Genomic DNA, 21066 nt, shown 5'->3' on the forward strand with positions numbered 1-21066 from the left:
CATAGCCCTTGAAGTCGCCGAAATACTTGGTGATCGCCGCCGTCAGCGTCGTCTTGCCATGGTCAACGTGACCAATCGTCCCGATGTTAACGTGCGGTTTCGTCCGTTCAAACTTTGCCTTCGCCATCGCGCTTTCCGCCCTTGTCCAGAAGGGGCCGGGTGGGGCCCTTGATTACACGCGCGGCGGCTTAGCCCGGTGAGGCGGGAAATTCAAGCCTGATCGGGCTGGGCAGACGGGCAGACCTCCTCGTTCGACTTCGTCGCCTCGTCGGACCATCCGCGAGGAGTGACGAAGTCATCGACGCGCCGCCGCGTCAGGTGAAGCGGTTGTCGCGGGGAAAGCCGCGCGGGGCCATCTTGCCGGCACCCGCCCTTGCCCCGGTCCATTCGGCCAGGTCGGTTTCGGTCCGGGTCCGCCCGGCCGGATCCTTCCACGACAGCCCCTCGGCGCGGGGGAAGGTGGTGGCGTCCGAAAGCCCGCCATCCTTGTACTTCTGCAACCTCACACCCTTGCCCCGGGCCATTTCCGGCAGTTCGGACAGTGCAAAAACCAGCATCTTGCGGTTGTCGCCCACCACGGCGACCGAGTCGCCCGCGATCGCCACGCAGACCGCCGTCTTCACCCCGTCGCGCACGGTCAGCACCGCCTTGCCGGCCCTGGTCTGCGCCAGCAGTTCCTCGGAGGGTACCACGAACCCGTCGCCGGCGGTCGAGGCGATGAGGTATTTCTGCCCCGGCCGGTAGATCAGGAGGTCGGTGATCCCGGTGTCGTTCGGCAGGTCCACCATCAGGCGCACCGGCTCGCCCATGCCGCGGCCGCCGGGAAGGTTCGCGCCCAGCAGCGTGTAGAACCGGCCGTTCTCGGCCACCAGCAGGATCTTGTCGGTGGTCTCGGCATGGAAGGCGAAGCGGGGGCCGTCGCCGTCCTTGAACTTCTGCTCCGCCGCAAGGTCGACATGGCCCTTCATCGCCCGGATCCAGCCCATCTTCGAGCAGATGACGGTGATCGGCTCGCGGTCGATCATCGCCTCGTAGGGGATTTCCTCGATCTCGGCGGCATCGGCGAACTGGGAACGGCGTGCGCCGAGCACGGTCTGCTTGCCGTAAAGCTTGCGCACCTCGTCCAGTTCCTGCCCGATCCGCTGCCACTGGCGGCTCTCGCTGGCCAGAAGATCGGCCAGATCGGCCCGCTCCGCCTTCAGCGCGTCGCGTTCGGCGTTCAGTTCCATCTCCTCGAGCCGCCGCAAGGACCGCAGGCGCATGTTGAGGATCGCTTCGGCCTGGTTCTCGGTCAGCAGGCCCCGGCCCGGCACCGGCGGGCGGTAATCCTTTTCCGAAATCGCCCGGATGTGCGATTTCGACCAGTCCTCGGCCATCAGCGCGGCCTTCGGGTCGCTGTCGTATCGGATAATGTCAATCACGCGGTCAAGGTTCAGGAAGGCGATCAGCAGGCCCTCCAGCACTTCCAGCCGCGCGTCGATCTTCAGGATCCGGTGCTGGCTGCGGCGCTGCAGCACGTCGCGCCGGTGGTCGAGGAAGGCGCGCAGCACCTCTTTCAGCGAACAGACCTTGGGCACCTTGCCGTCGATCAGTACGTTCATGTTCAAGGAGAACCGCACCTCCAGGTCCGAGTTCCGGAACAGGCTGCCCATCAGCACCTCGGCGTCCACGGTGCGGGCGCGGGGTTCCAGGACCAGGCGGATGTCCTCGGCCGATTCATCCCGGACGTCGGCAAGGAGGGGGACCTTCTTCACCTGGATCAGCTCGGCCAGCTTTTCGATCAGCTTGGACTTCTGCACCTGGAACGGGATCTCGGTGACGACGATCTGCCAGGTGCCGCGGCCCAGGTCCTCGACCTCCCATTTGGCGCGGGTGCGGAAGGCGCCGCGGCCGGTGCGATAGGCGTCCAGGATGCTGTCGCGCGGCTCCACGATCACGCCGCCGGTGGGGAAATCCGGGCCGGGGATCAGCGCGACCAGCGCCTCGTCGGAAAGCTGGGGATCGGCGAGCAGCGCCTGGCAACCGTCGATCAGCTCGTCCAGATTGTGCGGCGGGATGTTGGTGGCCATGCCGACCGCGATGCCGCTGGAGCCGTTGGCGAGAAGGTTCGGAAAGGCCGCCGGCAGCACCACCGGCTCTTCCAGGCGGCCGTCATAGTTCGGACGGAAATCGACGGCGGTCTCGTCGATCCCTTCCATCAGCGCCTCGGCGGCGGCGGTCACCCGCGCCTCGGTATAGCGGGAGGCGGCCGGGTTGTCGCCGTCGATATTGCCGAAGTTGCCCTGCCCGTCGACCAGCGGGTAGCGCATGTTGAAATCCTGCGCCAAACGCGCCATCGCGTCGTAGATCGCCTGGTCGCCGTGCGGGTGGAAATCCCCCATCGTGTCGCCGCTGATCTTGGCCGACTTCAGGAATCCGCCCGTCGGCGTCAGCCGCAGCCGCCGCATCGCCCAGAGGATCCGCCGGTGGACCGGCTTCAGCCCGTCGCGCGCATCCGGCAGGGCCCGGTGCATGATCGTCGACAGCGCATAGGTCAGGTAGCGTTCGCCGATCGCGCGGGACAGCGGTTCCGAGACGGTCAGGCCATCCGGCCCCTCGATCCTGGGTTCGTCATCATCTGTGGTCATGCCCGTCCTTTACGGGAAAACCGCGCGCCCGGTCCAGATGGGTTTCTCGGCCCGGCCGGAACCTGTTGGCAAGCGATGCGTTTTGGACTCTACCTGCGGGCCGAACGGTGCTAAGAACCAGACAATTGCCAGACCGGAAAATCCCATGTTGCGCCTGACCTTATTGCTGTGCCTGGGCATGTTCGTCGCCCTGATGACCCTGGGTCAGGACCGGGGCCAGTTGCGTCCGGGCCTGGCGCTGGCGCAATCCGAGGGACGGCTGGACGAGGTCTGGGCCGCAGCCGAGGCGAAGGCCCGGCCAGCCCCCGTCCCGGTGGCGAAGCCCGCGCCGGCCCTGGCGGCACTGGCGCCGGAACCCGCCGCCCCCACCCCCGTCGCCCCCCCTGCCCCCGCGATCAAGCCCGCGGTCGAGGTCGAGCCGGGCCGGGAGGTCGTGGCGGCGGTGGAGGAGCCGATCTTCTCGCTTGCCTCCTTCGGCAACGAACCCGTCCCGGGCGAAGCCGGGGTCCCGCTGCCCGAAGCTGCCGCCCCCGAAGCCGCGGCCCCCGAAACCATGGCCCTGTCCGGGGACGATTCGATCCGCTATGTCACCGCAAGTTCGGTCAACGTGCGGGCCACTCCCTCGACCGATGCCGAGATCCTGGGCAAGCTCGCCAATGGCGAGGCTGCGCTGATGGTCCAGGATGTCGATGGCGAATGGGCCCGAATCATCATTCAGGGCGATGGGCTGGAAGGCTATGTCGCGCTGCGCTACCTCAGCCCCGAGGCGCCCTGACCTTCCATGCGGTCCATCCTGATCACCGGCTCGTCGTCGGGCATCGGCCTTAACGCCGCCCGGACCCTGCGGGCGCGCGGCTGGCGCGTCTTTGCGACCTGTCGGCAAGAGGCCGATTGCGCGCGCCTGCGGGCCGAGGGGCTGGAAAGCTTCCGCCTCGACTATGCCGATGAGGCCAGCATCGCCGAGGCGGTGGCAGAGGTGGTGGCGCGGACGGGCGGCACGCTGGACGCGCTTTACAACAACGGCGCCTTCGCCTGCCCCGGCGCGGTCGAGGACCTGCCGCGCGGGGCGCTGCGCGAAATCTTCGAGACCAACCTCTTCGGCTATCACGACCTGACGCGGCGGGTGATTCCGCTGATGCGGGCGCAGGGACATGGGCGGATCATCAACTGCTCCTCGGTCCTCGGCCTGGTCGCGCTGACCTGGCGCGGCGCCTATGTCGCGACCAAGTTCGCGATGGAGGGACTGACCGACGTGCTGCGGATCGAGATGCGCGGCACGGGAATCGACATCGTGCTGATCGAACCCGGCCCGATCGCCACGAAGATCCGCGAGAATGCGATCCCGCATTTCGAGCAATGGATCGACTGGGAAAACTCGGCCCGGCGCGAGGAATATGTGCGGCTGCGCGGGCGGCTTTACGACAGGAAGGTGAAGAAGGACAGGTTCGAGCTGCCGCCCTCGGCGGTGACGCAAAGCCTGATCCGGGCGCTGGAGGCGAAGCGGCCGAAGGCGCGGTATTACGTCACCACGCCGACCCATCTGATGGGTCTTGCCCGGCGGGTGCTGCCGACCCGTGCGCTGGACTGGTTGATCGCCAAGGGCTAGCCTCAAGACTTTCAAGTAAAATTCTTGCCGGATTTCTTCCTCGAGAAATTTGACTTCGCTTTCCGCCGCCGCGCGCTTAGATCATGGGCAAAGGGAGTGCGCCCATGTTTTCCGACCCGCTGTTCCTGTTCGCGACCGTGGCCTGCCTGGTCGTGCTGGCGATCCTGCTGTTCGGGATCGGAACCTTCGCCAGGGGCGGCGACTTCAACAAGCGCAACGCCAACCGCATCATGCGCTGGCGGCTTGGCGTGCAGTTCGTGGCGGTGGTGCTGATCGTCGCCTTCGCCTGGCTGCGCAGCGGCTCGTGACCCGGAGGAAAGAATGGTCGTCCTGTCGAAAATCTATACCCGCACCGGGGATGCCGGGCAAACCGCGCTTGGCAACGGCACGCGGGTGGCCAAGCACAGCCTGCGGGTCAGCGCCTATGGCACCGTGGACGAGACCAACGCCACCGTGGGCCTTGCCCGCCTGCATGCGAAAGGCGAGGCCGGCGAGGCGCTGCAGCGCATTTCCAACGACCTTTTCGACCTTGGCGCCGATCTCTGCACCCCCGACCGGCATCTGGACCCGACGCTCTCCTACACCCCCCTGCGCATGATCGAGGCCCAGGTCGCCCGGCTGGAGCGCGAGATCGACGCGATGAACGACCGGCTTACCCCCTTGCGCAGCTTCATCCTGCCCGGCGGCTCGGTCCTGGCCGCCCAGTTGCACCTCTGCCGGACGGTCTGCCGCCGGGCCGAGCGGCTGGTGGTGGAACTTGCGACGGAGGAGGACGTGAACCCGGATGCGGTGCACTACCTCAACCGCCTGTCCGACTGGTTCTTCGTCGCCGGCCGGATCGCCAATGACGACGGCAAGGCCGATGTCCTCTGGGTGCCCGGCCTGACGCGCTGAACGGCCGCAAGGCGCTGCTCGTCGAGCACTTCGTGCACTCCTCGCGCATCGCTCACGACGAGTGCACGAAGTGCTCGAGGAGTATTCCCGACATTCTGCCCTGATCGGCCGCCCCGATCAGAAACGCGGCGTCCTGTCGCCTGAAGGTGTCGCATTTGCTCTGTTCCGGCAGGCCGCCTTCCGCTATCTGGCGGGGCGAGAGCTTGTGCGCCCCCGGGCGCGTCGGATGAGGAGTGCGGCCGATGAAGGTGCTGGTCCCGGTCAAGCGGGTGATCGACTACAACGTGAAGGTTCGGGTGAAGGCGGACGGGTCTGGCGTTGACCTGGCGAACGTCAAGATGTCGATGAACCCCTTCGACGAGATCGCGGTGGAAGAGGCGATCCGGCTGAAGGAGAAGGGCGTGGCGACCGAGGTCGTCGTCGTCTCGATCGGCGTCAAGCAGGCGCAGGAGACGCTGCGCAATGCACTCGCCATGGGCGCGGACCGGGCGATCCTGATCGAGGCCGCCTCGGACGTGCACACCGACATCGAGCCCCTGGCGGTGGCCAAGCTCCTGGCCGCCGTGGTCAAGGAGGAACAGCCGGGTCTCGTCCTCTGCGGCAAGCAGGCGATCGACAACGACATGAACGCGACCGGGCAGATGCTGGCGGCGCTCCTGGGCTGGTCGCAGGGCACCTTCGCCTCGGAAGTCGTCATCGAGGGCGACCACGCGAAAGTCACCCGCGAAGTGGACGGCGGGTTGCAGACGATCACCGTCAGCATGCCGACGATCATCACCGTCGACCTGCGCCTGAACGAGCCGCGCTATGCGAGCCTTCCGAACATCATGAAGGCCAAGGCCAAGCCGCTGGCGACCAAGACTCCGGCCGACTACGGCGTCGACGTCGCGCCCCGGCTCTCGGTCGTCAAGACGGTGGAGCCGGCGGGCCGCAAGGCGGGGGTGAAGGTGGGCTCGGTGGACGAACTCATCACGAAACTGAAAGACGAAGCGGGGGTGCTCTGATGGCCGTTCTTCTTCTTGCCGATGTCGTGGGTGGCGCGCTTGCCACCGATCAGGTCGCCAAGGCGCTGACTGCGGTGAAAACGCTCGGCCCGGTGACGGTGCTGGTCGCGGGTCCGGATGCCGCTGCGGCCGCCGCCGAAGCCGCGACGCTCGCGGGCGTGGCCAAGGTGCTGCTGGCCGAGGATGGGACTTACGCGCATGGCCTGTCGGAACCCACCGCCGCGCTGGTGGTTTCGCTGGCCGGCGATTACGAGCATATCGTGGCCGCCTCGGGTGCGCTGTCGAAATCGGTGCTGCCCCGCGTGGCGGCGCTTCTCGACGTGATGGTGATCTCGGAAGTCCTCGCGGTGCATGACGCGGCGACCTTCGACCGGCCGATCTATGCCGGCAACGCGATCCAGACGGTGAAGACCTCGGACGCGAAGAAGGTGCTGACGATCCGCACCGCGACCTTCGACGCCGCCGGCAAGGGCGGCTCGGCCCCGGTCGAGAAGGTTTCGGCTTCGGTCGACGGCAGCCTGTCCTCCTGGGTCGAGGACAAGGTGGCGTCGAGCGACCGGCCCGAGCTGACCTCGGCCGGGATCGTGGTCTCGGGCGGCCGTGGCGTTGGCTCACAGGCCGACTTCGCGCTGATCGAGAAGCTGGCCGACAAGCTGAACGCGGCCGTGGGCGCGTCCCGCGCGGCGGTGGACTCGGGCTATGCGCCGAACGACTGGCAGGTCGGCCAGACCGGCAAGGTCGTGGCGCCCGAGCTTTACGTCGCCGTCGGCATCTCGGGCGCGATCCAGCATCTCGCCGGGATGAAGGACTCCAAGGTCATCGTCGCGATCAACAAGGACGAAGAGGCCCCGATCTTCCAGGTCGCCGACTACGGCCTGGTCGCCGACCTCTTCACCGCCGTGCCGGAACTGATCGAGAAGCTCTGACCCGCAAGGGGGGTGATTCACCCACCCTACACCCGGAACAAGGATACGGGGGTCGCGTCAGGCGGCCCCCGTTGCCGTTTCCAGCCCGGCGCGAATCGCCGGGACCAGCCTTGCCGCGATCCCGGGATGCGGGCAGCCCGCCCCGGCAGCATGGCAGGGGATCGCCGGCGCAAGCGGACGCAGCGCCTCGATCATCGGCGCGGTGATGAACAGCGGCTCCTCGGCCACCAGCCAGAGCAGCAGCGGCCGCGGCAGCCGGCCCAGCAAGGCGCGCATCCGGGCCAGCCAGCTCTCCTGCAGGATGCCCACCACCGTCTGGAACCGGCGGGGATCGGCGTCGCGCAGGACCTGCAGCAGGTGGCGGGTGAAATGGATGTCGGTGAACTCCACCCCCGGGTAAAGCGCCCGCAGCGCCGGAGTGGCGGCAATGAAGCGGTCGTTGCGGCGGCTGTGCACGGAATAGAGCGGATTGCCCAATCCCTCGGCCCCGGTGACCTGCACCACCGCCAGCCGCGCGCCCTGCGCCACCGCCAGCGCGGCAGGATCGGACAGCCAGACATCCGGCCCGCCGTTCACCACGCCCAGATTCGCGACCGGCAGGCGCAGGGCCTCCTCCACCAGCTCGGCGAAGGGCCGGGCCAGGCCTTTGCCGAAGGTCGCCGAGCCGCCGAGCATGGCGAGATAGGGACCCGAAAGATCCCGCGCCGGACCGCGGAACAGGGTCCGGGACGCGCCATAGCGGCAGGAGGACCGATCCTCGGCCCCGATTTCCGTCGCTGGAACCATCCCGTCACCCGATTGCAGCCCTCTCGTGGCAAAGGCTGGCAGAGGGTGGTTGCCGAATGGCTAAATTCGGGCGATTGGCTAAAGGTCTAGCGATTTCCCCGTCCTTGCGCGGGCGGCATCGGCCGGGCATAACCGGGGCAGCAGCGGAGGTGAGGGCGATGGAGATCAAGCTGGTGGGCATCGTGGGTGCCGGGCAAATGGGCAACGGCATCGCCCATGTCTTTGCGCTGGCCGGCTACGAGGTGCTGCTGAACGATATCTCGGAGGAGGGCCTGGTGAAGGCCCTCGCCACGATCGACAGGAACATCGAGCGCCAGGTCGCACGCGGCAAGGTGCTGCCCGCCGACAAGCGCGCCGCGCTGGAGCGGATCAGGACCACGCTGAAACTCTCCGACCTGGGCCAGTGCGACCTGATCATCGAGGCCGCCACGGAACGCGAGACGGTCAAGCAGGCGATCTTCGAGGACCTTCTGCCGCATCTGAAGCCCTCGACGATCCTGACCTCGAACACCTCGTCGATTTCCATCACCCGGCTGGCGTCCCGCACCGACCGGCCGGAAAAGTTCATGGGCTTCCACTTCATGAACCCGGTGCCGGTGATGCAGCTGGTGGAGCTGATCCGGGGCATCGCCACCGACGAGGCGACCTGGAACGCGCTGCACGAGGTGGTGAAGCGGCTGGGCAAGACCGCCGCGTCAGCCGAGGATTTCCCGGCCTTCATCGTCAACCGCATCCTGATGCCGATGATCAACGAGGCGGTCTATACGCTGTACGAAGGCGTGGGGTCGGTGAAGAGCATCGACGAGTCGTTGAAGCTCGGGGCCAACCACCCGATGGGCCCGCTGGAACTGGCGGATTTCATCGGGCTGGATACCTGCCTTGCGATCATGAACGTGCTGCACGAGGGGCTGGCGGACACCAAGTACCGGCCCTGTCCTTTGCTGACGAAGTATGTCGAGGCGGGGTGGTTGGGCCGCAAGACGCAGCGGGGGTTTTATGACTACCGGGGCGAAGTGCCGGTGCCGACACGGTGACCCTGGCGGCGCCGGTTCAAGGATAGAAAGCCGGTTCGTAGATCACGTTGCCCGATGGCGTCGGGCCAGCGAAAGTCAATGCCATGAAATATTCTGGCGGAACGCCCTCGAAGACGAGGCCCGGTTCCGGCGCGAAGCCGAAGCGTTGATAATAGGCCGGATCGCCCACCACGACGCAGCCCTTCCAGCCCTCCGACCTGATGCGGGAAAGGCCATTCCGGATCAGCGCGCCGCCGATGCCCTTGCCCTGTATCTGCGGAAGGACCGAAACAGGGCCGAGCCCGGACCAACCGATGTCCTCTCCGGCGATCGTGACGGGAGAGAACGCGACATGGCCGACGATCCGGCCATCCGCTTCTGCAACCAGTGAAAGCGTGAGTCTTCCGGCACTGCGCAGCGCATCGATGATCGCCGCTTCCGTTCCCGAACTGTGGTCCGCGCCCTGGAAGGCCGCTTCGGTCACGTTTCGGATTTCGGCAATGTCTCCTGCCGACTCTTCGCGAACGATCAAGGGGTCTTGCCTCCCTGCGGCAACTGGGGTGGGTGCCAACCCACGATCTGTACTTCCCGTTCCGGGGTCGGATGGTGGGTTGGCGCCCACACTACGCCTGATTTTTCAACGCCAGCGTATGCTCGCGCAGCCACGCCAGGAACCCCCGCGGGTTGCCTTCCCAGTTCTTCAGTTCCGATGCCGGGATCGGTGCGCCGATCACCGGGCGGGTCGGCTTGAACAGGCACCGCTTGATTTCATAGAGCAGCAACCCCTGCCGCACCGTATCCGACAACTGGTTTGCGATCTGGAAGGCGCGGGAGTTCTGGCCGGGGAAATAGACCGGCAGGATCGTCGCCCCGGTGGACCGGACGATCTTGTGGGTGAAGACGTTCCACTCGCCTTCCACCGCCGGGCCCCACCAGCCTTCGGACATCGCGACCTTGCCCGCCGGGAACAGGATGATCACCCCCCCGGCCTTCAGGTGCGCCAGCGTTTCTTCCCGCATCTGCAAGCCCAGTTCGCGGGCATTGTCCTCGTGCGGGAAGGGGACGGGGATCATGAACTCCTCGACCTCGGGGATCCCGGTCAGCAGCGAGCGGGTCAGGATCTTGAAATCCGACCGGACGCGGGTGACCATCTCGGCCAGCACCATGCCGTCCACCAGGCCCGAGGGGTGGTTCGAGACCACGACCAGCGGCCCGGTCGCCGGGATGCGCGCGATCTCCTCGGGCGGGGTCTCGATGCGGATGCCCATGTGGCGGATCGCCTTGGGCCAGAACGGCGCGCCGAACGGGGCGCCGGATTTCTCGAAGCTGCGGATCAGCCGCAGAAGCTGGACCTTGGCCGTCGCCCATTCGATCGCGCGGATCGTCCCGGCCTTGAAGGGATTCTTGAACGTGCCGGCATAGCTGAGCCGCCGCATGTCATACGGGCGGTCGGCCCGATCCACCGCAGATCGCGGCGAGTCGGTGGCAATCTGGCTATGGTCGGTCACGAAACGGCTATCCCCGGAGGCGCCGCGACAGAGTCGCGGCATCATCGCTCAATAGTCCTCTCCGAACCGGGCCGCAACAAGGGCCTCCAGCGCATCGGCGAGTTTCACCGCCTCGGCGCCCGAGGTCGTGACGTCGATGGTCGTCCCGCGCGAGGCGCCCAGCATCAAGAGGCCCATGATCGAATCGCCCGAGACCTCCATCCCGTCGCGGGCGACCGAGGCCTGGGCGTCGTGGGATTCGACCACCTCGACGAATTTCGCGCTGGCCCGGGCATGCAGGCCCTTTTCGTTCACGATACGGAAAGTGCGCGTCATGCGTCAGGCCCCGCCACCAAGATCGAGTGCGTTGATGTATTTGCGGCCCGCATCCAGAGCGGCGGCCACCGCGTCGGGAACGGGCATGTCGCGCGACTTGGCCAGCTTGATCAGCATCGGCAGGTTCGCGCCGTAAAGGATGCGGCGGCCCGTGGTGGCGCAGGCCGGCAGCGACAGGTTCGAGGGCGAGCCCCCGAACATGTCGGTGACCAGCACCACGCCCTGCCCGGTGTCGACGGCATCGGCGGCGGCGCAGATCTCGGCCTGTTTGGCCACGCGGTCGTGGTCATCCTCGATCGCGATCGCACGGACGCCGTCCTGCTTGCCGACCACATGCTCGACCGCCGAGAGATATTCCCGCGCCAGACCGCCATGTGCCACGATCACGATGCCGATCACGCGCCTGCCACCCTCATTGCCTCGGACTGCGCGACTGCGCCCCTGCGTTCCAGTTCCCGGTGACGTTTTGACACCGCCCAGCCCTTTTCTGCAAGCGCATTGGCCATCATTTCGGTGACGGCGACAGAGCGGTGTTGCCCTCCGGTACAGCCAAAGCCGATGGTCAGATGCGCCTTGCCCTCATCGAGATGCGCCGGAAGCAGAAACAGCAACAAGTCCCGCAACCTCTGGAAGAACTCGGCAAAGCGCGGGTCGCTGCGGACATAGGCGGCCACCTGCGGGTCGCGCCCGTCCAGCGGGCTCAGTTCGGTCACCCAATGCGGATTCGTCAGGAAGCGGCAGTCGAAGATCATGTCCACGCCGCGCGGGATGCCGCGCTTGTAGCTGAAGGACTGGACCGAGACCGACAGCCGCCCCGAGGGCATGATGTCGAACAGCGCGGCGAGATCGGCCTTCAGGTCGTGCTGGGTCAGGTCGGTCGTGTCGATCAGGTGATCGGCACGGGCGCGGATCGGGGCAAGCAGGTCAAGCTCGCGCTCCACCCCCTGCGCCGGGGTATCGGACGGGGCCAGCGGATGGCGGCGGCGGGTTTCCGAGAAGCGTTGGATCAGCACCCCCGGCGCGCAGTCCAGATACAGGATCTCCAGCATGACGCGGGGATTGCGGGTCAGGCGGTCGATCAGCTCGATCAGGGCGGTGGCATTGAAGTCGCGGTTGCGCACGTCAAGGCCCAGCGAGATCGGCCGTCCCAGCGGCGAGCCTTCGATCAGGCGCGGGACCAGCGACAGCGGGATATTGTCGATCCCTTCATAGCCGAGATCCTCAAGCACGCGGATGGCCGTCGTCCGCCCGGCGCCAGAGGGTCCGGTGACAAGGATCAGGCGGTGGTCGGGTTCGGGCATCATCCTTCGGTCCGTGGCAGGGTCAAGCCTGCCGTCCATGCTGAAGATAAAGCATCAGGGCAGCGGTGAAATGGTCATTCGGCACCTGCAGCACAAGCTCGGCCTCGCATCCCAGGATTGTGATGCTGCGCCGGGGCGGCAGGCGGTGTTCCTCGACCTGGCCCAGGTCCGCGACCAGCACGATCCCGGCCTCGTCCAGCGGCGGCGCGCGCAGCAGGCCCACCCCCCGCGCCTCGATCAGGCCCCTGAGCGGGGCCGGGCAGCGGGCGACCAGGCGGCCCGCCTCCACCGCGACCTCGGTCCGGTCATCGGCCACCAGCCTCGCGCCATGCGCCATCAGCCGCAGCGCCAGCGCCGACTTGCCTGCGCCGGAGGGCCCCAGGATCAGCAGCCCGCGCCCGTCCAGCGCGACACAGCTGGCATGAAGGATCTCGCTCACACCGGCAGGCCGACGACAAAGCGCGCGCCCAGCGGCTCCGAGGCCGGATCGGCGGCGGTGGGGCGGATGTTCTCGGCCCAGATCACCCCGCCATGCGCCTCGACGATCTGTTTCGAGATCGCAAGGCCAAGGCCGGAATGCTTGCCGAACTCGGCCTGCGGGCGTTCCGAATAGAACCGCTTGAACACCTTGGTCAGGGCCTGTTCCGGGATGCCGGGGCCGGTATCCTCGACCACGACCAGCACACGGTTCTCGCGCCGGCGGGCCCACACGCGGACGGCGTCGCCGTCATCGCAGAAGGAAATCGCGTTGGTCACGAGATTCACGAAGACCTGCGCCAGCCGCGCCTCGAGCCCGTGGATCGCAATCGGGTCGGCCGGCAGGTCGATGATGAAATCCACCCCCTTCTCGCCCGCCTGCTGGCTGAGATACTGGCAAAGGTTCGAGAGGGTTTTCAGCAGGTTGAACTCCTCCTCCTCCTCCTTCACCAGTTCGCTGTCCAGCCGCGAGGCGTTGGAGATGTCGCTGACCAGCCGGTCCAGGCGGCGGACGTCATGCTCGATCACGTCCAGAAGCTTTTCCCGCTGCTCCTCTTTCCTGACAAAGCGCAGCGAGCCTACGGCCGAGCGCAGGCTGGCCAGCGGGTTCTTGATCTCGTGCGCCACATCGGCGGCGAACTGCTCGTTGGCGTCGATCCGGTCATACAGCGCCGAGACCATGCCCCGCATGGCGACCGAAAGCCGCCCGATCTCGTCCGGCCGCGCGGCAAGGTCGGGGATCCGCACCCGGGACGGCGCCACCCGGCGGGTGTCGCGGTCACGCCCCAGTTCGGCCGCGGCGGCAAGGTCGGAAAGCGGGTTCGAGATGGTCGAGGCCAGCATCAGGCTCAGCCCGATCGAGACGACGAGCGCGATCAGGAAGACCTGCAGGATCTGCTCGCGCTCATAGCGCACCAGCCGGTCGATCTCGACCGAGTTCGAGGTCAGCGCCACCGCCCCCACCACATCGCCGCCGACCCGGATCGGCGAGGCAACCGAGAAGAACAGGCTGCCCTCGCTGTCGCGGGTGATGTGGCTGACGCTTTCGCCTTTCAGCGCACCCCTGACCGCGCCTTCGGCCTTGTGCGCCGCATCGATGGTCTCGGTGCGGATGCTGCTGCCCTGACGCAGGACCAGGGTGACGGAATTCCAGACGCCCTCCAGGAAATCGGCCAGGATCGTGGGCTTTGCCGGATCGACGACCAGCGTCTCGGTTCCTTGCCCCACCTTGGAGGCCAGCAGCCGCCCGGTCGGATCGAAGACGAAGATCTCGATCACCGGGTCGACCTTGATTTCCTCCAGCGCCATGCGGAAGTCGAAGCCGGCGCTGCCGGGGCGCAGCTGGCTCTCGTAGACCTTGGCGATCAGCTCGGCCTGGCGGGTCATGCCCTGCTGGCGCTGCAAGGCCAGGCTGTCGCGGAACGGGTTCATGAACAGGACGCCGATCACCAGCATGACCAGCGCCATCAGGTTGAAGACGACGATCTTGCGCGCCAGCGGCGAGCGGTTCAGCGCGACGATGCTGCGCCCGCTGCGCCCTTCCTTCAGCCGCTCGACCGTGGCATCGGGCGAGACCCAGTCCTCGCCCAAAAGCACGTCGCCCGAGCGTTTCGGTCGGTAAACCTCCGTACTGGCGATCCTTTGGGCCGAGGTCATGGGCGCTGTCCGCGTCACTCTTCGTTGTAGCGGTAGCCGATGCCGTAAAGCGTCTCGATCGCGGTGAAGGTGTCGTCCACCGACCGCATCTTCTTGCGCAACCGCTTGATGTGGCTGTCGATGGTGCGGTCGTCGACATAGACCTGGTCGTCATAGGCCACGTCCATCAGCTGGTCGCGGCTTTTCACGAATCCCGGCCGCTGCGCCAGCGCCTGCAACAGCAGGAACTCGGTCACGGTCAGCGACACCTCGCGCCCCTTCCAGGTCACCGAATGGCGCAAGGGATCCATCCGCAGCGCCCCGCGCTCCATCATCCGGGTTTCCTCGGTCGCCGCCGCCTCGCCGGTGCTGATCGCCTCCTGCCGGCGCAAGAGCGCGCGGATGCGCTCCACCAGCAGGCGCTGGCTGAAAGGCTTCTTGACGTAATCGTCCGCGCCCATGCGCAGGCCCAGCACCTCGTCGATCTCGTCGTCCTTCGAGGTCAGGAAGATCACCGGGATCGAGGTCTTCTGCCGCATCCGCTGCAACAGGTCCATGCCGTCCATCCGGGGCATCTTGATGTCCAGGACCGCCATGTCCGGCATACGGCGGTTGAATGCCTCCAGCGCCGACTGGCCGTCGTTATAGGTCTCGACCTCGAAGCCCTCGGCCTCAAGGGTCATGGCGACCGACGTGAGAATGTTCCTGTCGTCGTCCACGAGGGCGATGCGCGACATCTTCGAGCCTCCCGGTAACTGCTGCTGCCTTATGCATTTTCGTCGGATTGTTGGGGCGGCGTGTCGGATAATCAACAGGAAAGCGAATCAGCCGCGCACAAGACCGCGCGAGGGTGACAAATTCGCCGCCATCCCCCGCGCCGCCGGAACGCTTTCCGGGTTGGTGGCGCTAACCCCGGAATGATTGCGCTAACGCGTTGAAAACGTGCTGTTCTACAAAGGAACCATCATGGTATAGCGCCGTTACGGACAGGCCCCACCATCGCTTGTCCGAGGCATCCCCCAGGCCCGGATGCCGTTGAACGAACCGCCGCCGCAATTACGCCGCGGCCCCTCGGAGCTAGCAGGATGACCCAGGAAACCACCGTCGGACGCGTGAATCCCGACCAGACTCTCTCGCACCAAGGCATCAAGGGTGTGGCGGTCGCCCACTACAACTATGTCGAGGCGGCGCTGGTCGAGGCGGCGGTCGCACGGGGCGAAGGTCGCCTGGGCCTGGGCGGCGCCTTCCTCTGCTCGACGGGGCAGTTCACCGGGCGCTCGCCCAAGGACAAGTTCGTGGTCCGCACCCCCGGCACCGAAAACACGATCTGGTGGGAAAACAACGCCCCGATGACGCCCGAGGCCTTCGCCACCCTGAAGGCCGACATGCTGGAGCATGTGAAGGGACGCGAGCTTTTCGTGCAGGACCTCTATGCCGGGGCCAATCCGGCGCACCGGCTGGACGTGCGCGTGGTGACGGAACTGGCCTGGCACGGCCTCTTCATCCGCCACCTGCTGCGCCGCCCCTCGCGCGGGGAACTGGACGGGTTCACCCCGGAATGGACGATCATCAACCTCCCCTCGTTCAAGGCCGACCCGGCCCGGCACGGCTGCCGCACCGATACGGTGATCGCGCTGAACTTCGACGAAAAGACCATTCTGATCGGCAACACCGCCTATGCCGGCGAGAACAAGAAATCGGTCTTCACCATCCTGAACTACATCCTGCCCGGCAAGAACGTGATGGCCATGCATTGCAGCGCCAACCACGCCATCGGCCAGCCCGAGGATTCGGCGGTGTTCTTCGGGCTGTCCGGCACCGGCAAGACCACGCTCTCTGCCTCGCCCGACCGCACGCTGATCGGCGATGACGAACACGGCTGGTCCGACGAGGGCGTCTTCAACTTCGAGGGCGGCTGCTACGCCAAGACCATCGACCTGTCGGCCGAGGCCGAGCCCGAGATCTATGCCACCACGCACCGCTTCGGCACCGTGGTCGAGAACATGGTCTACGACCCCGAGACTCTGGTCCTCGACTTCTCCGACCGCAGCCTGACCGAGAACACCCGCTGCGCCTATCCGCTGGAGGCGATCTCCAACGCCTCGGCCACCGGGCTTGGCGGCCATCCGCGCCATGTCGTGATGCTGACCTGCGATGCCTTCGGCGTGCTGCCTCCGATCGCCCGGCTGTCGCCGGCGCAGGCGATGTATCACTTCCTCTCCGGCTTCACCTCCAAGGCCGCCGGGACCGAGCGCGGGATCACCGAGCCGCAGCCCACCTTCTCGACCTGCTTCGGCGCCCCCTTCATGCCGCGCCGCCCCGAGGTCTATGGCAAGCTCCTGCAGGAGAAGATCCTGCAGCACGGCGCGACCTGCTGGCTGGTCAACACCGGCTGGACCGGCGGGGCCTATGGCACCGGCAAGCGGATGCCGATCAAGGCGACGCGGGCGCTCCTGTCGGCGGCGCTGGACGGTTCGCTGAACACGGTCACCTTCCGCAAGGACAAGAACTTCGGCTTCGAGGTCCCGGTCGCGGTGCCGGGCGTCGATTCCGCGCTGCTCGACCCGCGCTCGACCTGGGCCGATCCGGCCGCCTATGACGCGCAGGCGGCCAAGCTGGTCGGCATGTTCCAGAAGAACTTCGCCCAGTATGTGCCCTTCATCGACGCCGATGTGAAAGCCGCCGCCATCGGCTGACCCCTCCTCGTTCGACTGCGTCTCCTCGTCGGCCTGACGCCGGCTAGGAGTGCACGAAGTGCATCGACGAGCGCCCCCGATTCCATCGCGACACATTCATTCGCCGCACCGGGTTGCGGCGAAATCTTGTTGCGCTGCCGTCGCAAAGGCCCTACCTCTTCGCAAGTGCAGAATCCGTGGAGCTTTCCGATGCCGCATGATGGACAGGCCATGACCCAGACCCCGATCCTTGCCGATCTCCGCGCCCTGGCAAGCGCCGCCCTGCCCGAGGTCGAGGCCCTGTTCACCCAAGGCCGCGACGGGCTGAAGGCCGGGGTCACGATCAGCGGCAAGGTCTCGGCCACGGCGCTGGAGGAACGGCAGTTCCAGGCCCATGCGCTTGCCTGGCTGGCCACTTACGTCGAATCGCTGCGGCAGCTGTCGGCCTGGGCCGGCCGGCTGGACGAGGCAGGCCAGTTCGGCGCGATGGAGGCGCTGATCCTGCAGATCGGCTTCGGCGAATATCTCAGCCAGATCGCCGGCGGCATCCCGATGAGCCAGGGCGAGCTTGCCCGCCTCTCCGACCTCGGCCTCGGCTGGACCCCCGGCGATGCCGCAGCGCAGCTGATGGCCGCGGGCAACACGCCCGAGGCGCGCGCCGCGCTGGTGGCGCTCATGCGCGACAACCACGGCCGCGCGACCTTCGGCGGCACCGGGCTGGACGAGGAGCTGGAGATGATCCGCGACCAGTTCCGCCGCTATGCCGACGAGAAGGTCATCCCCCGCGCGCATGACTGGCACCTGAAGGACGAGCTGATCCCGATGGAGGTGATCACCGAACTGGCCGAGATGGGCGTCTTCGGCCTGACCATCCCCGAATCCTACGGCGGCTTCGGCCTGTCCAAGGCCAGCATGGTCGTCGTCTCCGAGGAACTCAGCCGCGGCTACATCGGCGTCGGCTCCCTCGGCACCCGCAGCGAGATCGCGGCCGAGCTGATCCTCTGCGGCGGCACCGACGAGCAGAAGGCGAAATGGCTTCCCGGCCTCGCCTCGGGCGCGATCCTGCCGACCGCCGTCTTCACCGAGCCGAACACCGGCTCCGACCTCGGCAGCCTGCGCACCCGGGCGCGCAAGGACGGCGAGGACTGGGTGATCACCGGCAACAAGACCTGGATCACCCATGCCGCCCGGACCCATGTGATGACCGTGCTGGCCCGCAGCGTCGAGGGCACCAGCGACTATCGCGGCCTCTCGATGTTCCTGGCGGAAAAGACCCCCGGCACCGATGAGACGCCCTTCGTCGATCCCGGCCTCTCCGGCGGCGAGATCGAGGTGCTGGGCTACCGGGGCATGAAGGAATACACCGTCAATTTCGACGATTTCCGCGTCAAGGGCGAGAATATCCTGGGCGGCGTCGAGGGCCAGGGCTTCAAGCAGCTGATGCAGACCTTCGAGAGCGCCCGCATCCAGACCGCCGCCCGCGCGATCGGCGTGGCGCAATCGGCGCTGGAAACCGGCATGCAATATGCCGAGGACCGCAAGCAGTTCGGCAAGTCGCTGATCGAATTCCCGCGCGTCGCCGGGAAGCTGGCGATGATGGCGGTCGAGATCATGGTCGCGCGCCAGCTCACCTATTTCTCCGCCTGGCAGAAGGACCACGACAAGCGCTGCGACCTGGAGGCGGGCATGGCCAAGCTCCTCGGCGCCCGCGTGGCCTGGGCCGCCGCCGACAATGCGCTGCAGATCCACGGCGGCAACGGTTTCGCGCTGGAATACCGGATCAGCCGCATCCTCTGCGACGCGCGCATCCTGAACATCTTCGAGGGCGCGGCCGAGATTCAGGCCCAGGTCATCGCCCGGCGCCTGCTGGAGTGATGGCCCCCGGGCCGGGGGGCTGCCCCCCGCCGCGCGACGGGCGCGCCACGCCAAGGCGGGGATGCAACCGCCCCGCAATGGCCCAGGAGGACAACAACCCCACCGCCGCCGCGACGAATATCCCCGGCAGCGGTGCGACGAACAGCACCAGCCAGGCCGCCCCCGGCGTCAGGATGCCCGAGACATCGCGGAAGCTGGAATAGACCGCCGACATCTCGGTCCGCTCCGAAGGCTTGACCGACATCAGGAAGGGCAGCCCGCCCACCGCATCCAGCATCACCAGGAAGCCCGAGGCCAGCATGACCAGCGCCACCGTGGCCCAGGGCAAGGCCGAGATCAGGCCGGCCGCCAGGAACAGCAGCCCGCAGATCCCGAAGGCCAGCCGGACCGAGCGGCGGACCGAAAGCCTCCGCGCCAGCCGGTTCAGCGCGGGCGCGGCGAACAGCAGCGCGTTGGACACCGACAGCGCGATGCCGCCCACCTTGTCGCCCAGCCCCGCCTCGATGCAGAAGATCGGCAGGTAGACGACATAGACCCACCAGCCGCAACTGCGCATCACCGCGAAGGTCCAGCCCGCGATCAGGCGCGGCTGGCTGAAGAAGCGGCCCAGATAGCCCAGCGGATTGACCGTCGGCCGCTTGGCGCGGGCGATCTGCTTGCCATTGCCCAGCCGCAGGATCCAGAAACAGGTCATCTGCACCAGCGAAAAGCCCCCGGCCACGAGGAAGGGCAGTGCGTGCCACTGGTGATACAGCCAGACCCCCGCCATCGGCCCGATGGTCCAGGCCCCCGCCGCATAGGCCATCTGCACCGACTGGCTCCGGCCCAGGTTCGCGCGGTCGACGTAATCCAGCACATAGGCGTTCAGGCAGACGAAGATCGTCACCGTCGCCATGGCATTGCAGATCAGCGCCAGCGGCACCGACCATACCGTCCCGATCGCGCCAAGCCCGTTGCCGACAAGATACAGCGCCACGCCCCCGCTATAGACCCAGCGCCTCGGGATCCGGCGGGTGGCCCAGGGCACCATCAGCCCCCAGACCAGCGCCACGATTCCCGCGATGAAGAACGCGACCGAGGTCGATTGCGCATCGCCCAGCGCGTCATAGACCACCAGCGGCATGGTCGAGACCAGAGTCCCGCGGATCGTCGCGTCCAGCCCGGCCAGAAGCGCGAAATGCTCGATCCGGGGGGTGGGGGAATGTTTCAGCGCCAGGGGCAGGTAACGGGTGGCCATGCAGCGAGTTCGACGGCGGAAGCCGGGTTCCGTCTGTCACAGCCGCGACATCCGGTGTCGCATCACGCCGGTCGCGCCAGAAGGTCCAGCAGCCGCGCCCGCGCCTCGGGCAAGAGCCGGTCGCCCAGCACCGGCCGCAATCCCTGGTCCAGGAAATGTCCGGTCAGCCGCAGCCCCTGCGCCACCGCCCCGGGCGGCAAGGCCGCCTCGCCCGCCAACCCCTCGGGCAGGGGAAGCAGCCGCTCCGCCCAGTCCCCCGCGCCCTCGCGGGTGACGGCGCGGCCGGTCCGCGGGCTGACATAGGCCAGCCCCTCGGTCGCCCCCGTCACCGCGCAGGCGCCCAGGTCCAGACCGAAGCCCAGCTCGTCCAGCAGCAGCAACTCCCAGCGCAGATAGGCCGAGGTCCAGCCCTCGCGCCCCAGAAGATCCATGACCCCCCGCGTCGCGGTCCAGAGACGCGGATGCGGCTCGCGCTCCGGCAAGGCGACATGCAGCAGCGCGCAGACGGACAGCAGCCCCGCCAGCGCCAGCCGGTCGCCCAGCAGATGCGCCCGGCTCTGCAACGGCTCGACGGTGAAGGCCCCCAGCTGCTCGTGCAACCGCGCCCGCCAGTCCAGCATGAGGCCGGTCCCCGGCTGCAACGCCGCCGCCATCCGGCGCGAGGCCCCGCCCCGCACCACGCCCATATGCCGCCCATGCGCCGCCGTCAGCACCTCGATGATGGCCGAGGTCTCGCCATGCGGGCGCATCGACAGAAGGATCCCTTGGTCGCGCCAGTCCATGCCGGAACTATCCCGCGCCGCCGCGGGGGGCGCAACTCAATCCGACAACCCGTCCTGATCCAGCAGCGTCCGCCCCTGCCGGTCCTCCAGCTCGATCACCCAGAGGTCCGGGTCCCGTGCCTTCGTCCGCGCCAGCAGCGCGTCCACCTCCCGCTCCTCGCCCTCGGCCAGCAGGATCCAGGCCCGTGCCCCGGTCATCAGGTCCGACCGCCGCTCCCAGGCCCGCGCGGTGCCGTCCAGCAGCGCCACCTTCACCACCACCGCCCCCGCCTCGGCATCGCCCTTCGCGGTGACATAGGCCGGAATCTCCGCCAGCCGCAGCCGTGTGAGGTAAGCCGAGACCCAGACCCCGCTGGCCAGCCGGACGCTCATGCCGCTTGCTCTTTTTCCAAATACTCCCGCCGG

23 protein-coding genes are annotated in these 21066 nt (G+C 67.3%); 9 read left to right on the forward strand and 14 right to left on the reverse strand.

Annotated elements, in window-relative coordinates:
* Positions 1 to 127 (reverse strand): GTP-binding protein (locus ACE3UA_RS05215; RefSeq protein WP_242070362.1); only part of this gene is annotated, 127 nt, incomplete at its 3' end.
* Between the two features lie 187 nt (positions 128 to 314).
* Positions 315 to 2627, reverse strand: coding sequence for a DNA topoisomerase IV subunit A (parC, locus tag ACE3UA_RS05220; protein ID WP_374643243.1), 2313 nt, complete (start codon positions 2625 to 2627; stop codon positions 315 to 317).
* Positions 2628 to 2772: 145 nt separating this feature from the next.
* Between parC and ACE3UA_RS05225 the strand changes: the two genes are divergently transcribed.
* The 6 genes from ACE3UA_RS05225 (at position 2773) to ACE3UA_RS05250 (ending at position 7057) form a co-directional block, all read left to right on the forward strand.
* Entirely contained in the window at positions 2773 to 3402 is a 630-nt protein-coding gene (locus ACE3UA_RS05225) for an SH3 domain-containing protein (RefSeq protein WP_374643245.1), read from the forward strand.
* Between the two features lie 6 nt (positions 3403 to 3408).
* Positions 3409 to 4233, forward strand: a complete 825-nt coding sequence (locus ACE3UA_RS05230) for an SDR family oxidoreductase (RefSeq protein WP_374643247.1) — start codon at positions 3409 to 3411, stop codon at positions 4231 to 4233.
* 104 nt (positions 4234 to 4337) lie between these two features.
* Complete coding sequence (locus tag ACE3UA_RS05235; protein ID WP_374643249.1) at positions 4338 to 4541, forward strand: twin transmembrane helix small protein; 204 nt, start codon at positions 4338 to 4340, stop codon at positions 4539 to 4541.
* Positions 4542 to 4554: 13 nt separating this feature from the next.
* The gene (locus tag ACE3UA_RS05240) at positions 4555 to 5127 is read left to right on the forward strand and encodes a cob(I)yrinic acid a,c-diamide adenosyltransferase (RefSeq protein ID WP_374643251.1); all 573 of its coding nucleotides are present in this window, start codon (positions 4555 to 4557) and stop codon (positions 5125 to 5127) included.
* Positions 5128 to 5369: 242 nt separating this feature from the next.
* Complete coding sequence (locus tag ACE3UA_RS05245; protein ID WP_374643253.1) at positions 5370 to 6131, forward strand: electron transfer flavoprotein subunit beta/FixA family protein; 762 nt, start codon at positions 5370 to 5372, stop codon at positions 6129 to 6131.
* Positions 6131 to 7057 carry an electron transfer flavoprotein subunit alpha/FixB family protein gene (locus tag ACE3UA_RS05250; RefSeq protein ID WP_374643255.1) on the forward strand — a complete coding sequence of 309 codons (927 nt, stop codon included), beginning with the start codon at positions 6131 to 6133 and terminating at the stop codon, positions 7055 to 7057. Before ACE3UA_RS05245 ends, ACE3UA_RS05250 begins: the two co-directional genes overlap by 1 nt.
* A 57-nt stretch (positions 7058 to 7114) precedes the next feature.
* Here the strand turns inward: ACE3UA_RS05250 and ACE3UA_RS05255 are convergent, their stop codons facing one another.
* Complete coding sequence (locus ACE3UA_RS05255; RefSeq protein WP_374643257.1) at positions 7115 to 7843, reverse strand: DUF6473 family protein; 729 nt, start codon at positions 7841 to 7843, stop codon at positions 7115 to 7117.
* Positions 7844 to 8001: 158 nt separating this feature from the next.
* Here ACE3UA_RS05255 and ACE3UA_RS05260 point away from each other — a divergent pair, with 158 nt between their 5' ends.
* Positions 8002 to 8877 (forward strand): 3-hydroxybutyryl-CoA dehydrogenase, encoded by an 876-nt coding sequence (locus ACE3UA_RS05260; RefSeq protein ID WP_374643259.1) that lies wholly within the window; start codon positions 8002 to 8004, stop codon positions 8875 to 8877.
* Between the two features lie 16 nt (positions 8878 to 8893).
* On the opposite strand, the gene ACE3UA_RS05265 is transcribed toward ACE3UA_RS05260, so the two are convergent.
* The 8 genes from ACE3UA_RS05265 to ACE3UA_RS05300 form a co-directional block, all read right to left on the reverse strand.
* Positions 8894 to 9388: a GNAT family N-acetyltransferase gene (locus ACE3UA_RS05265; protein WP_374643261.1), complete on the reverse strand. Its 495-nt coding sequence runs from the start codon at positions 9386 to 9388 to the stop codon at positions 8894 to 8896.
* A 91-nt stretch (positions 9389 to 9479) separates the two neighbouring features.
* Positions 9480 to 10364 carry a lysophospholipid acyltransferase family protein gene (locus ACE3UA_RS05270; RefSeq protein ID WP_374643263.1) on the reverse strand — a complete coding sequence of 295 codons (885 nt, stop codon included), beginning with the start codon at positions 10362 to 10364 and terminating at the stop codon, positions 9480 to 9482.
* A 48-nt stretch (positions 10365 to 10412) separates the two neighbouring features.
* Positions 10413 to 10679: an HPr family phosphocarrier protein gene (locus ACE3UA_RS05275; RefSeq protein WP_374643265.1), complete on the reverse strand. Its 267-nt coding sequence runs from the start codon at positions 10677 to 10679 to the stop codon at positions 10413 to 10415.
* 3 nt (positions 10680 to 10682) lie between these two features.
* Positions 10683 to 11078 (reverse strand): PTS sugar transporter subunit IIA, encoded by a 396-nt coding sequence (locus tag ACE3UA_RS05280; protein ID WP_374643267.1) that lies wholly within the window; start codon positions 11076 to 11078, stop codon positions 10683 to 10685.
* Positions 11075 to 11980, reverse strand: coding sequence for an RNase adapter RapZ (gene rapZ, locus ACE3UA_RS05285; protein ID WP_374643550.1), 906 nt, complete (start codon positions 11978 to 11980; stop codon positions 11075 to 11077). Before rapZ ends, ACE3UA_RS05280 begins: the two co-directional genes overlap by 4 nt.
* 22 nt (positions 11981 to 12002) lie before the next feature.
* On the reverse strand, positions 12003 to 12419 hold the full coding sequence (locus ACE3UA_RS05290; protein WP_374643269.1) for an HPr kinase/phosphorylase: 417 nt from the start codon (positions 12417 to 12419) through the stop codon (positions 12003 to 12005).
* On the reverse strand, positions 12416 to 14113 hold the full coding sequence (locus tag ACE3UA_RS05295) for an ATP-binding protein (RefSeq protein ID WP_374643271.1): 1698 nt from the start codon (positions 14111 to 14113) through the stop codon (positions 12416 to 12418). The genes ACE3UA_RS05290 and ACE3UA_RS05295 overlap by 4 nt, the downstream gene beginning before the upstream one ends.
* A gap of 14 nt (positions 14114 to 14127) precedes the next feature.
* Complete coding sequence (locus tag ACE3UA_RS05300; protein ID WP_197647267.1) at positions 14128 to 14829, reverse strand: response regulator transcription factor; 702 nt, start codon at positions 14827 to 14829, stop codon at positions 14128 to 14130.
* Between the two features lie 348 nt (positions 14830 to 15177).
* On the opposite strand from ACE3UA_RS05300, the gene ACE3UA_RS05305 reads away from it, so the two are divergent.
* Together ACE3UA_RS05305 and ACE3UA_RS05310 are read left to right on the forward strand one after the other, a co-directional pair.
* Positions 15178 to 16788, forward strand: coding sequence for a phosphoenolpyruvate carboxykinase (locus tag ACE3UA_RS05305; RefSeq protein ID WP_374643273.1), 1611 nt, complete (start codon positions 15178 to 15180; stop codon positions 16786 to 16788).
* Between the two features lie 189 nt (positions 16789 to 16977).
* Positions 16978 to 18642 (forward strand): acyl-CoA dehydrogenase family protein, encoded by a 1665-nt coding sequence (locus ACE3UA_RS05310; protein ID WP_374643274.1) that lies wholly within the window; start codon positions 16978 to 16980, stop codon positions 18640 to 18642.
* Here ACE3UA_RS05310 and ACE3UA_RS05315 read toward each other — a convergent pair.
* From ACE3UA_RS05315 to ACE3UA_RS05325, 3 genes are all read right to left on the reverse strand, one after another.
* On the reverse strand, positions 18617 to 19879 hold the full coding sequence (locus ACE3UA_RS05315; RefSeq protein ID WP_374643276.1) for an MFS transporter: 1263 nt from the start codon (positions 19877 to 19879) through the stop codon (positions 18617 to 18619). The two genes, ACE3UA_RS05310 and ACE3UA_RS05315, sit on opposite strands and share 26 nt — an antisense overlap.
* Positions 19880 to 19941: 62 nt before the next feature.
* A complete protein-coding gene (gene recO, locus ACE3UA_RS05320) occupies positions 19942 to 20661 on the reverse strand; it encodes a DNA repair protein RecO (protein WP_374643278.1) in 720 nt (239 codons plus the stop codon).
* A 36-nt stretch (positions 20662 to 20697) separates the two neighbouring features.
* Entirely contained in the window at positions 20698 to 21033 is a 336-nt protein-coding gene (locus ACE3UA_RS05325) for a DUF1491 family protein (RefSeq protein WP_374643280.1), read from the reverse strand.
* Between the last annotated feature and the right edge of the window lie 33 nt (positions 21034 to 21066).

The sequence above is a fragment of the Tabrizicola sp. genome, from assembly GCF_041919135.1.
In the GTDB taxonomy this organism is placed as follows: domain Bacteria; phylum Pseudomonadota; class Alphaproteobacteria; order Rhodobacterales; family Rhodobacteraceae; genus Tabrizicola.

What these genes read in the sequence shown, in the direction of transcription:
- parC (WP_374643243.1), bottom strand. Translation starts at nt 2,627, where the DNA reads ATGACCACAGATGATGACGAACCCAGGATCGAGGGGCCGGATGGCCTG.
- ACE3UA_RS05225 (WP_374643245.1), top strand. Translation starts at nt 2,773, where the DNA reads ATGTTGCGCCTGACCTTATTGCTGTGCCTGGGCATGTTCGTCGCCCTG.
- ACE3UA_RS05230 (WP_374643247.1), top strand. Translation starts at nt 3,409, where the DNA reads ATGCGGTCCATCCTGATCACCGGCTCGTCGTCGGGCATCGGCCTTAAC.
- ACE3UA_RS05235 (WP_374643249.1), top strand. Translation starts at nt 4,338, where the DNA reads ATGTTTTCCGACCCGCTGTTCCTGTTCGCGACCGTGGCCTGCCTGGTC.
- ACE3UA_RS05240 (WP_374643251.1), top strand. Translation starts at nt 4,555, where the DNA reads ATGGTCGTCCTGTCGAAAATCTATACCCGCACCGGGGATGCCGGGCAA.
- ACE3UA_RS05245 (WP_374643253.1), top strand. Translation starts at nt 5,370, where the DNA reads ATGAAGGTGCTGGTCCCGGTCAAGCGGGTGATCGACTACAACGTGAAG.
- ACE3UA_RS05250 (WP_374643255.1), top strand. Translation starts at nt 6,131, where the DNA reads ATGGCCGTTCTTCTTCTTGCCGATGTCGTGGGTGGCGCGCTTGCCACC.
- ACE3UA_RS05255 (WP_374643257.1), bottom strand. Translation starts at nt 7,843, where the DNA reads ATGGTTCCAGCGACGGAAATCGGGGCCGAGGATCGGTCCTCCTGCCGC.
- ACE3UA_RS05260 (WP_374643259.1), top strand. Translation starts at nt 8,002, where the DNA reads ATGGAGATCAAGCTGGTGGGCATCGTGGGTGCCGGGCAAATGGGCAAC.
- ACE3UA_RS05275 (WP_374643265.1), bottom strand. Translation starts at nt 10,679, where the DNA reads ATGACGCGCACTTTCCGTATCGTGAACGAAAAGGGCCTGCATGCCCGG.
- rapZ (WP_374643550.1), bottom strand. Translation starts at nt 11,980, where the DNA reads ATGCCCGAACCCGACCACCGCCTGATCCTTGTCACCGGACCCTCTGGC.
- ACE3UA_RS05295 (WP_374643271.1), bottom strand. Translation starts at nt 14,113, where the DNA reads ATGACCTCGGCCCAAAGGATCGCCAGTACGGAGGTTTACCGACCGAAA.
- ACE3UA_RS05300 (WP_197647267.1), bottom strand. Translation starts at nt 14,829, where the DNA reads ATGTCGCGCATCGCCCTCGTGGACGACGACAGGAACATTCTCACGTCG.
- ACE3UA_RS05305 (WP_374643273.1), top strand. Translation starts at nt 15,178, where the DNA reads ATGACCCAGGAAACCACCGTCGGACGCGTGAATCCCGACCAGACTCTC.
- ACE3UA_RS05310 (WP_374643274.1), top strand. Translation starts at nt 16,978, where the DNA reads ATGCCGCATGATGGACAGGCCATGACCCAGACCCCGATCCTTGCCGAT.
- ACE3UA_RS05315 (WP_374643276.1), bottom strand. Translation starts at nt 19,879, where the DNA reads ATGGCCACCCGTTACCTGCCCCTGGCGCTGAAACATTCCCCCACCCCC.
- recO (WP_374643278.1), bottom strand. Translation starts at nt 20,661, where the DNA reads ATGGACTGGCGCGACCAAGGGATCCTTCTGTCGATGCGCCCGCATGGC.
- ACE3UA_RS05325 (WP_374643280.1), bottom strand. Translation starts at nt 21,033, where the DNA reads ATGAGCGTCCGGCTGGCCAGCGGGGTCTGGGTCTCGGCTTACCTCACA.